Genomic DNA, 11,732 nt, shown 5'->3' on the forward strand with positions numbered 1-11,732 from the left:
CTTTTTCCAGCCGATATACTAGCCCAGCAGCCCGAAAACTGACATAGCTAAAACTCGAGACGACTCGCAAACAAGGCAGATTAGCCCCAGAACAAAGGGGCCATACAGCTATCTCTCTACGGATGGGATTGGTTCTACCTGAATGCAAGGTTTTCGGGGAACAGTGCATGAGCTATCTGGCGCAGGTGATTGGCTTGTATCAGGTCATTCTGATACAGGGTAATCATTATAAGGCTTTGATAAACATTAGGATCATTGTGCAATTGAATGTATTGCTCAGCCCATACTCTGAACTGGCTCAGTAATGCCGGATCGGGATTGTGGTTAAATTGCAGCAACAGGTTGATATGTCGAATATATTGGTATCTTTCCCACTGTATATAAGGATTTACCAGGTTGTCTAATGGCTGCATGTTAACCAAACCACTTCTTTCACTCAGTGTCAGTACTCGGCCAGTTGTAAAGCCCGCCATCATAAATAGCAAGGTGCAACAGGCTGAGAGCACAATATTTAACATATCAGCTGCAACTGAGCGAAACGGCAGGGCAGGTGAGCGGTAATCTGATGGATATTGGCAGCGGTGAAAGTTGTTTTACCGGTAAACTGCGCAGTGCGCGGCACTGGTGCAAACGGGCACTGAATGGGTTTCATTGTCTGCGGCTGACGTTTTCCAGTTCAGTCAGCAATTCCTGGGCGATGCATCACAACCGGCTGAATGTTGGTTTTTTTTCGATGCTCTGTTATTCAAACTGTTAGTCGCTGCGCCGCAAACACTGGCAATGGCCAAACAAGTGCTACCGGGGATTGAGGCTGAAACCTTGATTGATGTTTTCAAGTCGGTGCCGGTTATCCAGACTCACCATGATGTGCATTTCAGTGCAAATTTACTGCGCATCAATCATCCCAATGTATTTGTGCGCAGTGCACTGTACTACGCCATCGAACCGACCCTGATTGTCGGTAACCCTGATGATGGCTGGGTATTACGTGCGGCTATTGCGGCTCGTTCTGATTTGGGGCCATTAATCACCACCGCAGTAACATGGGTGTTAATTACCGGGGGCAGCCGTGGTATTGGCCGCGCATTGGTCGAAGAGCTGGCCAAGGAATGAGATGTTGGTTTACCTGGCGCAACGGTGAACAACAGAGCCGCGATGTCATTGAAAGCTGTGCAGGGCTACCCGGTCAGGTGACCTGCTATCGCTGTGATGGCCGCAATGAAGCCGATGTTGATACGCTGGCACCGCAATTGCTGGAAAAATACGGCCCACCCGGCGCGGTAATTCATAATGCAGGCATTACTGGCGATAGCTTACATATTCAGCAAAATGGTGATAACTGGCGTAGTGTGCTCGATACCAATCTGAATGCGGTTTTCTACTGGAATAAACATGTCTTGCCGCAAATGATGATGCAGGGTGAGGGGGCTGTATTGCTGATGTCTTCGGTGACCGCGATTAAAGGCAATATCGGCCAGAGTGTCTATGGTGCCAGTAAAGCGGCGCTGATCGGTCTGAGCCGTTCGCTGGCGCTTGAAATGGGGCGTTTTAATCTTCGCGTTAACTGCCTGCTTCCCGGCATTATCGACAGTGACATGACCCGCGCTATGCCTGCTGATGCTCTAAAAGGATTACGTAAACAGATACCCTTACTCCGCATGGGGAATGCGCAAGAAGTCGCTCGCGTCAGCGCCTTTATGATAGGTAATGACAGCCGTTATATGACGGGGCAGACTTTGGTATTAGATGGCGGGTGGCGGCGTAATGCCGTTATAAAAATGGTCATGGACGGCCATTAAATTGAAGAGACAGATAATTGCCAGCCCATATAGGCCAGCAATTAACAGTTACTATTCGGATAATCAGGAAGGCAATCATGCCTTCCCTTTGGTAGCCGATGGCATTGGATAATATCCGCTATACCCAACCTTTGGTGCGGAACATTTTCAATACAGTAACAAATGCGATCATCTCTTCTGGTGTTCCTAATGTAAGGCGATTCCAGCCAACGGCAGGAGGGAATTCACGTCCGACAAACACGTGATATTGTTTCATGCGGTTTTGATAAGTTTTTACATCCCCAGTCACACGATGGAATACAAAGTTTGCCTCAGAGGGTAGGTAGGCCAATTTCAGTTGATCAAGTGCCTGAGTCACGATGCGCCGAGCTTGATCGGTCGACTGGCGACTGTATTGTACAAAAGGCTTATCCTGCAACGAGGCTAATGCTGCAACAGCTCCTGCGGTATTGGTGTTATCCAGAGAGACAAAGTTTTCCACCATCGAAATCAGTTCTGGATGCGCAATGCCATAACCAATCCTCAGGCCAGCTAACGCGAATATTTTCGAGAATGTTCGTGTCACCAACACATTTCTGTGACCAGCCTGAACCAGTGAAATAGCGCTACTGAATGCAGGATTGCTAACAAACTCAGCGTAGGCTTCATCAAGAATAAACAGTGTCTCTGGCGTGGCATTTTTCACCCATGCAGTAATAAGGTCTGCTGGAGTGATGGTCGCAGTTGGATTATTTGGGTTACACAGATAGACAATTGAACGCCCATTGAAGTCGGCTACTTTTTTTTGCATGGCGGGTAGGTCAAATGCCATTTCTTTGGTTAGGACCACTTTCTCAATAGGGATGCCAAAAGGTTTGGCATACAACTCTGCATAGTTAAAGGTTGGGTCCGGTACCACGAGTTGAATGGGCTTATTATCACGTTCGGCTTGATGAATTACCGCCTGTATTACAGCTTGGATAGTTTCGGATGAACCATTCCCCAGAGAGATATTTTCAGTTTTAAGTTGATACTCTGCGGCAATATTAGTTATTAATTGTTCGCGAGCAGCATCGGGATAACGAAATGCAGTTGGCAGAGCGTCAATAATAGCTTGATGCGCTTTTGGTGACATACCCAGCGAGTTTTCATTAAAATTGAGCAGTAGTGGCTGCTGTTCACTCGGTATCAATATTCGTGGGGCTGTCTTAGAATTATTTGCCTGAGCACCAGAAATAACACTACCTAACGTTAATCCTCCCAGCAGTAAACCCGATGATTTTAAAAGTGTACGACGATCCATGCTAACTTCCTCTACAGAATGCTCTGTTACATTTTGTTATATGTGTAAATGAGCATAACGTGAGGCTATATTTTTAAGCAACGCCTTTTGACATAAATTCATTTTTACCAGTAAGTTACAAGAATATTCTTAGTTGAAACTTATTAATTAAGTCTGGCTGAAGTCGATTGTCTTGAATATTTATGCTGAAAAAATAGACAAAACACAAGGAGAGAAAATATCCGCAGATAATCTGCACTGCGGATATTGAGATATGAATTCTCGTTATTGATGTGGAATATATTCGCCGGTCAGGCTTTCAAGGAAAGCGACGATATCGTTAATATCCTGTGGTGGCAGGCTAGTGCCCGCCAATATTTTTACCCACATGGCAGGTATCGCATTTATTTTTCTGGAATAATGCCAGGCCATTTTTCTGGCTGGCGGTGAGGGCATCGGCATCACCTTTTAAATAGCGATCAAAGGGACTATTTGGCGTGGTCAGCGTTTTCTCAAATTCAGCAATAGCGTCAGTAATATTGTGTTCGGAATAGCCCTGCGGATAAACCTGAATAAACTCCTGTGTTAACTGGGCATCCTGTTGCAGTTTCCTAATGATGTCATCCCACGATGCTGACGCCATTTCTACCGGATTCAGTGGCGGACCACCGGCTTGTTGTTGTAAATCAACCGCGCGGCCATCCCAGAATTGATTCACATTGAATACGGCGTTGAAGACTGTCGGTGCATTAATCCCGCCTTTTTGACCATCAACACCGGTTGAGGTCTCCAGATTATCGACTCCACCTTTTGTAAGCAGATGGCAGCTGGCGCAAGATACGGTGTTATCACTGGATAACCGTGGATCGTGGAATAGGCGAGAACCCAATGCCACTTTTTTACTGTCGACAGGTAATGCATCCGGCAGCGGTTGTAAGGTGAGATGTTGCAGATCACGGCTGCTGGTTGAAGGGAAATATTCTGCTCGTTGTGATTTAACCCAATCGAGAATTTGGTTTCTTTCTTCAGCATTGATACCTGAAGCCCAGTGTAAAACGGCAAAACGTTGTGGTGGCATTTGTTCGCGAGCAATAGCCGATTCAATTTTTGCTAAATCTGCTTCAGGTACGGCACGATTTTCTTTAATAGCTAATAAGGTCGGTTCCAATGAGAAATATTGGCTACCTTGTTGAATATCGTAAGCCATTAATTGTTTCACGCCCGGAATAGCGGCATAAAACGGTAGAGAGGCACTGCTGGTGTGGCAATAATCGCAGCCCTTTTGATAAAGCAGATGATTTATCTGTTGATTGGTTATTTTGGTATTACTTACCGTGGGGGACGACTCATTGGTTAATTGTTTTTCCTCGCTGATTAATGCGTCACTGCGGGCGTTATCTGTCATGTAGATATAACCTGCGACACCCAGATAACCTGCAACTATTAATATACCTCCGCCAATTAGCCATTTTCTTATCACAGCAGCACTCCTTTGTTGTGTGGAAAGCGATCAGTCGCTTTCACATTTATGGTTTTTATCCTGTCAATAACCCTATTTATTAAATGGGTTTATCTCTGGGCGGTGCTGAGTGATGGTTGACCTTTATCAAGCTACTGGGGCAGCTTCGCCTATCATTGAGATAGCCTTAGTCTATTGATGGTGGAAATGGGTTAAATAAAAAATAGGGGGTAAATGCCCGTCGTCAGTACTGACGGGGTTTGACGTAGAAAGTGGCCCAAGAGGTGATCATGTCTTAGGGGGCGTCTATTATGGCGCGCCCAATTATCACGACTCTTCTGCCATTTTTTTTAACCACCGAACAAAGGCATTAATTTTTGGCCATTGCCGGTCAGACAGTGTCGAGATGTAATAGCGTTGCTCACATCTCACTTCCATGCCGGGGAACGGCATAATTAGCTCTTGATTTTCCAGCCGTTTAGTCACCAATTTCTTACGCCCCATGGCGACACCGACATGGTTTATTGCAGCAATAATCGCCAAGTCGGAGCGGTCAAAACCCATGCTGCGCTGTAGGGGATCTATCTCAAAACCAGCTTGTTGACTCCAGGTATTCCATTCACTGCTATCGGAATCATAACTCCAGGCTTGTCGGTCATGCAGCAAGGTACATTGCCGCAGATTGTTCAGATTGCCATAAAGCTGATGTTTTTCTGCATATTCTGGGCTGCATACGGGCACCATTGATTCATCCATTAAGTGTTGATAGGACAATTTTTCCGGAGTTTTGTCGTCAAAATAAATAGCTAAGTCAATGCCGCCACCTTGGAAGTTGACATTCTCATTGCCGGTCAGAATATTTAAACTGATAGCAGGGTAGTGATGGGCGAAATCAGCCAGCTTGGGCACCAACCAGCATTGGGCAATGGAGGGGCGAGAATAAACAGTAAGTGTGCCAGACAGTTCCTGATTCTTTATTTCCAAGATTTCTTGATTCAGATATTCCAGAGAAGATTTTAGTACCCAAAATACTCTTTCTCCCTCACTGGTCAGTTCCACTTTGCGGTGAAAACGCTGGAATAGCTTGAAACCTAATTCCTCTTCAAGGCTATTAATCCGGTGGCTGACGGCACTCGGGCTTATCGATAACTCATCGGCGGCCAGCGCAAACGAGCAATGTCGCGCGGCAATTTCAAACGTATAGAGCTTAGATAGCTGATAGCCATTCAATAACTTATTACGGGTGATATAGCTCTTTTCCGGGTACATAGCGGCCTCTAAGACAATCTGTTTTGTCTAAATAGCATACCGCAATGATCGACAAAGTAGGCATTTAAGATTATCTAATGTCATTCAAACCAGAGTTAATGGCAGAACTTTGACATATATTGCATTTTTGGTTCAATCTGGCTCATCTGAATGGCGTTTTTTATCATTTGTCAGTACCGACTCATTCTTATTCAATGGAGGCATAATTTATTATTAGAAGAGGTCGGCTATGGACTCACAAATATGGGTAGTGGGGACGTTATTAACAAGCATCATTATTATCATTTTCACCATTGTAAAACTGAAAATACATCCTTTCCTCGCCCTGCTATTAGCCAGTTTTTATGTCGGGCTATTAATGGGCATGAATCCACTGGAGATGGTGAACTCCATTGAAGGAGGGATTGGCGGGACATTGGGCTTCCTGGCTGCAGTCATTGGGCTGGGAACCATCTTAGGGAAAATGATGGAAATATCCGGTGCAGCTGAGCGCATCGGTATCACCTTGCAGCGCTGTCGATGGCTATCACCGGATGTCACTATGGTGTTAGTCGGGCTAATTTGCGGTATCACCCTGTTTGTTGAAGTGGGTGTTGTCTTATTGATTCCTTTGGCATTTTCCATTGCCAAAAAAACCAATACCTCATTGTTTAAGTTGGCTATTCCGCTGTGTACGGCGTTGATGGCGGTGCATTGCGTGGTGCCGCCACATCCAGCAGCCATGTATGTCACCAATGCTTTAGGGGCTGACATTGGTACAGTGATTGTTTATGGATTGGTTGTTGGGCTGGCCGCGTCATTAATTGGTGGGCCGTTGTTCCTGCGTATGGTCGGTAAACGTCTACCGTTTAAAGCGGTACCGCAAGCGTTTTCCGAAGTGCAAGTGCGTAATGAGGATGAATTACCGTCCTTGGGTGCCACTTTATTTACTGTATTGCTGCCGATTATTCTAATGCTGGCGAAAACGGCCGCCGAGCTGAATATGGAAAAGGGCACCACGCTCTATTTAATAGTAGAGTTTATTGGTAACCCAATTACTGCCATGTTTATTGCGGCGTTTGTTGCCTATTACACATTAGGCATTCGGCAAAATATGGGCATGAGTACCTTGTTGGCAAAAACAGAAGAGAGTTTTTCTTCTATTGCCAATATTCTGTTAATCATCGGTGCTGGTGGGGCATTTAACGGAATATTAAAAGCCAGTGGGTTGGCGGATTCACTGGCAGTAATTTTATCAAACCTGGATATGCATCCCATTCTATTGGCATGGTTAGTCGCATTGATTCTACATGCTGCGGTGGGGTCTGCGACGGTCGCGATGATGGGGGCAACTGCCATTGTTTCCCCAATATTACCGATGTATCCCAATGTCAGCCCAGAGATTATTACTCTGGCTATTGGCTCCGGCGCAATTGGTTTCACCATCGTTACTGACTCGCTATTCTGGTTGGTAAAACAATATTGCGGTGCGACGCTGAGTGAGACATTTAAATATTACACCACCGCGACCTTTATCGCGTCGGTGATTGCATTGGGGACCACTTTCCTGCTTTCTTACATTATATGATCGAAAAGAGACATTCTATGAATAGCACTAAAATTGATAAATTAATTACCGACTATCCATTGGTCAAAAATCTTATCAATCTGGAGGAGGTGACGTGGTTTAATCCGCAGGCGACCACCCTTGAAAAGGGTCTTCCCTATGTCGGATTATCGCAACAAGATGTCGCCGATGCCGAGGCTCGGTTGCAACGTTTTGCCCCTTATTTGTGCCAGGCTTTTCCTGAAACACAAAAGACCAAGGGCATTATCGAGTCTGACATTGTGGCAATCCCTGCTATGCAGAATGCCTTGCAACAGCGCTATGGGGTGGAGATAACCGGCCGCTTATTGTTAAAGAAAGACAGTCACTTGCCGATTTCCGGCTCCATTAAAGCTCGTGGCGGTATTTATGAAGTATTAACTCATGCGGAAAAACTGGCACTACAGGCCGGTTTATTGCAGGAAACCGATGACTACAGCACGTTGTTTTCCGATGATTTTCGCCAGTTCTTCAGCCAATACCGCATTGCAGTAGGGTCGACCGGCAATCTGGGGATGTCGATTGGCATCATGAGTGCCAAGTTGGGGTTCAGTGTCAGTGTGCATATGTCGGCTGATGCCCGTGAATGGAAAAAACGCAAACTGCGCGAACATGGCGTCAATGTGGTTGAGTATGCTCAGGACTATGGGGTGGCAGTAGCGCAGGGGCGCAAGCAGGCGGAATCTGATCCAAATTGCTTCTTTATTGATGATGAGAATTCACCCACCTTATTCTTGGGGTATTCGGTGGCGGGCGGGCGGCTGAAACAACAGTTTGCCGAGCAGCAGATAGTGGTAGATGAAAATCACCCGTTATTTGTTTATCTCCCTTGTGGCGTGGGCGGAGGCCCCGGTGGGGTGGCGTTTGGATTGAAACTGGCCTTCGGTGACCATGTGCATTGTATTTTTGCCGAGCCGACTCATTCGCCGTGCATGTTATTGGGCGTTTATACTGGTTTGCATGATGGTATTTCTGTGCAAGATATTGGTATTGATAACATTACTGCCGCAGATGGTTTGGCCGTCGGGCGGGCATCCGGCTTTGTGGGTCGGGCTATGGAGCATTTACTGGATGGTTTCTATACCTTAAGTGATGCTGAAATGTATGACCTGCTTGGTCTACTCAATCAGTATGAAAGTATTCGACTGGAGCCGTCAGCATTAGCGGGTATGCCAGGCCCGGTGCGGGTTAGCAGCAGTTCGGGCTATTTAGAACAGAATCATTTTAGCGCTGAGAAAATGCGTCATGCGACCCATCTGGTCTGGGCGACGGGCGGCGGTATGGTACCGGTTGAAGAGATGGAGAAGTACCTCGCAACCGCCAAAATTTAATTTTTACCCTGCACAGAAAAGGCGCAAATTTGCACTTTTTCTGTGCGTTAGCCTGCACGACTAAATCACTGCCGCGATGTTGTCACGGTGCTAATAATACTGATTTATATTGAGTGCTATCATCAGTTTACGATCTTAAAAAAGTATGTTCATTTTTCCATTCCTATTTTATGCTGAATTGTAGAAACCTCCCCGCTGTTAATTCATATTTTTCTTTTTTAATAAGGATTAAAACCTACTTTCTAATACAAAATCAGATCGATAATTTTTATTTTTATGCTTTGTTTATATTGTCTATTTTTTAGCCATATACTTAACTCTAATCATAAAGAGTTTTAATGTCACTTCCGTTAAATCGTATCTGATACGTGACATGGTTTGTTTGATTTATATAATCTACAGGTCAGAGGGATTAAATGAAAACACTTATTGTTATATTGTCACTTCTGATAACGGCTTGTGCAAGCCAAACCAGTAGAACAATTAAAGACTTTGCTATAGTGACTAACTCTTCGGCAGAAATAAACCAACAATTAATTACTGAATATAAAAATTCTATAAAGGAAATGCAATTTGCTCATATAGCAAAGGCTAATCCTGATTTAAATGTAGAACTCAATGGCTTGGGGCCATATATTCCTGAGTTAAGTATCCCTACTGAGGCAGAAATCGCTCAGAAAGGAGTTACGGAAAAATCAGAGCAACTTACCGCTGTAAATAAAGCTCTTTTGTTATATTCAGTTTTGTTGGTTAAGTTAGCGGCAGCGGGGAGTGTGGAGGACATTAATAAAGCATCAACTAACTTTAGTACTTCGCTCACACAATTCAATAGCAGTTTGAAAACAACGTTTGCACGTCAAAATGAAGTGATCGATTCAGCGCAAATTGCTGCAATATCCTCCATAATTGACACTGCAGCAGTAGCGAGTGTTGATTACTATAGAAATATAAAAATAAAACAAGTCGTCAATGACGCCAATGTGATGATAATAAATATTCATTATTTTCTGGTCAATAACCTGGCAACTCCTGGTGTTATTGGTCGGGTATATATGGCAAGAAGACTGGCTTTTGAAAATGAAGTTAATGATTTTAATAAAATAAAAAAATATACTTTGCTTGAGCAACGTAAAGATAAATATATCGAGTTTGATAAAAAACAAAATGCACTGAGTGAGGAGAGTGAGCATAACTTTAGAAGAGGATTGATAAAAAACTTAGATAATATTAAGGAGGCACACCAGAAGTTAACGGATAAAGTCAATGATAATGATTTTTCAAAAGAGAATCTGATGATTTTAATAGAACAAATTAAGATTTATGTTGAACAATATAAAAAATTCAATGGTTCATTAGTGACTAACTGATTGAGGAAACTAACATGTCCCAACATGATGAGTTAGAATATGCATTACTTTTAGCAATGGGAAAGAATAATTTACTGATCACCAAATGGCCAGTTGATAATAAAAATGTCGTCATCAATCCAGAAAAATATTGGACACTTGTTTCACAAAACAACCAACTCAGTACCGCACTCGTTCAGTTGGATAAAATACCTTCGGGGGATATGGATATTCTGGCCGATATTAAAAAAACATCCCAAAATATAACCAAGACTGTTAATGAAGCTATAGACAATATTAATGATGTTGCAGTTGTTATCGACAAAACCGCGAAATTGATAAAACTTGCAGCAAAGATACTGGTATGGTTTAAATAAGTTATTAATAATATCTATTTCACATGGATATGGGTGGGAAAAGTACGGAAATGAATTAGGTGATATTGCTAAATATGTAATATCCCGATATTTAATGTCTACGTTATTGGAGTGAATATGCGTAAATCACTATTCGTACTATTGGGCACCACGTATCTTATTTCATCTCCTTTGCTATATGGGCAAGATAATCCTGATGTAAAAGAACCCATAAAAACTTCTGGCATAGTCTCCGGAATAGTCAAATGTAATGGTTGTGAGTTATCTGCTGATCCTCTTAGTGCACCTACTTTAATTCATGTTCCAGTCCCTCCTCTATATACAGGCGATAATAATATTCAGGTCAATATATTGACCAGGTTAGATAGCATGAAAAAAACTATAGATGCTCAGACTCGTGTCATTAATGAACTTAATCAAAGAATAGAAAATATTGAGTTAAAACAGAAGAATTAATATGGGGTCATGACTATGGCTAATTTATCAAAGATTGATATTCTTAATTCAACTTCGCAAGAAATGGACAAAACGTTTAGCACGGGTATATCTGGCCAAGCAGCAGGTAGTACTAAAGCGCTGTGGACTCCTGAACTTGTTATGTCATTGTCTACAGGAATATTAGTATTTACTGCATTTATTCTTGTTTTGATTACTTATATTTTGATTAAGTGTAAATTACGCGGCGGATATATTCTAAAGATGTACACCATTGTTTTAATCATTTCCTTCTCTGCCTATTTATGTGTGACTGGATATGATAATAATCAATTAGCACCAATTCTTGGTTTGTTTGGTGCTATTGCCGGGTACTTACTCGGTAAGGATGATGTCAAAAGGAATACTACCGACCAGGTCAGCCCTGTGCCTCCTCGTCCTGCTGACCTTAAACCCGATCCTGTTGATGATCCTCCCGCTAATAATTGAGTGTCTGAATTCAAGACTTATGCATTTTTGATTTACTTACCCTGCACAGAAAAGGCGCAAATTTGCACTTTTTCTGTGCGTTATCCTGCACTGAGTCAATCACTTTCCTACCCTTTCATTATCCTGCCCATGCTGGTTATTCAGCGCTAAATAAAAATAGATCTTTAACTACAGCCTGTTACTGACAACTCCTTTCACTTATTTTTTCCCTTGATGCTTGCTGGCACAATTCATGCTTATGTCATTACATTCACGTTACTTGAATACACTTCACACTACTTTAAATGGGGCGGCAATCATGACACGACGTAAACAGGCGATACCTCTGTGCTGGGCAATGCTGTGTGCTGCCAGCGTATTTTCTGGCGCGGTTCACAGCGC

Annotated in this window: 9 protein-coding genes and 3 pseudogenes; 8 read left to right on the forward strand and 4 right to left on the reverse strand. The window is 43.3% G+C overall.

Annotated elements, in window-relative coordinates; translation table 11 throughout:
• Positions 1 to 134 precede the first annotated feature (134 nt).
• A pseudogene (locus ACNSO8_RS06530) lies at positions 135 to 509 on the reverse strand (hypothetical protein); the annotation flags it as partial.
• On the opposite strand from ACNSO8_RS06530, the pseudogene ACNSO8_RS06535 reads away from it, so the two are divergent.
• Positions 509 to 1,044 (forward strand): annotated as a pseudogene (locus tag ACNSO8_RS06535) (hypothetical protein); the annotation flags it as partial. The pseudogenes ACNSO8_RS06530 and ACNSO8_RS06535 overlap by 1 nt on opposite strands.
• A 3-nt stretch (positions 1,045 to 1,047) precedes the next feature.
• A pseudogene (locus ACNSO8_RS06540) lies at positions 1,048 to 1,799 on the forward strand (SDR family NAD(P)-dependent oxidoreductase).
• 118 nt (positions 1,800 to 1,917) lie between these two features.
• Here the strand turns inward: ACNSO8_RS06540 and ACNSO8_RS06545 are convergent.
• From ACNSO8_RS06545 to dsdC, 3 genes are all read right to left on the reverse strand, one after another.
• Positions 1,918 to 3,081: a pyridoxal phosphate-dependent aminotransferase gene (locus tag ACNSO8_RS06545; RefSeq protein ID WP_418394163.1), complete on the reverse strand. Its 1,164-nt coding sequence runs from the start codon at positions 3,079 to 3,081 to the stop codon at positions 1,918 to 1,920.
• Between the two features lie 340 nt (positions 3,082 to 3,421).
• A complete protein-coding gene (locus ACNSO8_RS06550; protein WP_418394164.1) occupies positions 3,422 to 4,540 on the reverse strand; it encodes a cytochrome c peroxidase in 1,119 nt (372 codons plus the stop codon).
• A 306-nt stretch (positions 4,541 to 4,846) separates the two neighbouring features.
• Positions 4,847 to 5,788: a DNA-binding transcriptional regulator DsdC gene (gene dsdC / locus ACNSO8_RS06555; RefSeq protein WP_418394165.1), complete on the reverse strand. Its 942-nt coding sequence runs from the start codon at positions 5,786 to 5,788 to the stop codon at positions 4,847 to 4,849.
• A gap of 229 nt (positions 5,789 to 6,017) precedes the next feature.
• On the opposite strand from dsdC, the gene dsdX reads away from it, so the two are divergent.
• The 6 genes from dsdX (at position 6,018) to ACNSO8_RS06585 (ending at position 11,351) form a co-directional block, all read left to right on the forward strand.
• Positions 6,018 to 7,355 carry a D-serine transporter DsdX gene (gene dsdX / locus ACNSO8_RS06560; protein WP_418394166.1) on the forward strand — a complete coding sequence of 446 codons (1,338 nt, stop codon included), beginning with the start codon at positions 6,018 to 6,020 and terminating at the stop codon, positions 7,353 to 7,355.
• A 17-nt stretch (positions 7,356 to 7,372) separates the two neighbouring features.
• Positions 7,373 to 8,704: a D-serine ammonia-lyase gene (locus ACNSO8_RS06565; protein ID WP_418394167.1), complete on the forward strand. Its 1,332-nt coding sequence runs from the start codon at positions 7,373 to 7,375 to the stop codon at positions 8,702 to 8,704.
• 416 nt (positions 8,705 to 9,120) lie between these two features.
• Positions 9,121 to 10,071, forward strand: a complete 951-nt coding sequence (locus tag ACNSO8_RS06570) for a hypothetical protein (RefSeq protein WP_418394168.1) — start codon at positions 9,121 to 9,123, stop codon at positions 10,069 to 10,071.
• A gap of 14 nt (positions 10,072 to 10,085) precedes the next feature.
• Entirely contained in the window at positions 10,086 to 10,427 is a 342-nt protein-coding gene (locus ACNSO8_RS06575) for a hypothetical protein (protein ID WP_418394169.1), read from the forward strand.
• 117 nt (positions 10,428 to 10,544) lie between these two features.
• A complete protein-coding gene (locus ACNSO8_RS06580) occupies positions 10,545 to 10,883 on the forward strand; it encodes a hypothetical protein (protein ID WP_418394170.1) in 339 nt (112 codons plus the stop codon).
• A gap of 15 nt (positions 10,884 to 10,898) precedes the next feature.
• On the forward strand, positions 10,899 to 11,351 hold the full coding sequence (locus ACNSO8_RS06585; RefSeq protein ID WP_418394171.1) for a hypothetical protein: 453 nt from the start codon (positions 10,899 to 10,901) through the stop codon (positions 11,349 to 11,351).
• The last annotated feature ends 381 nt before the right edge of the window (positions 11,352 to 11,732 follow it).

The organism is Yersinia sp. LJYL362 (assembly GCF_048323875.1).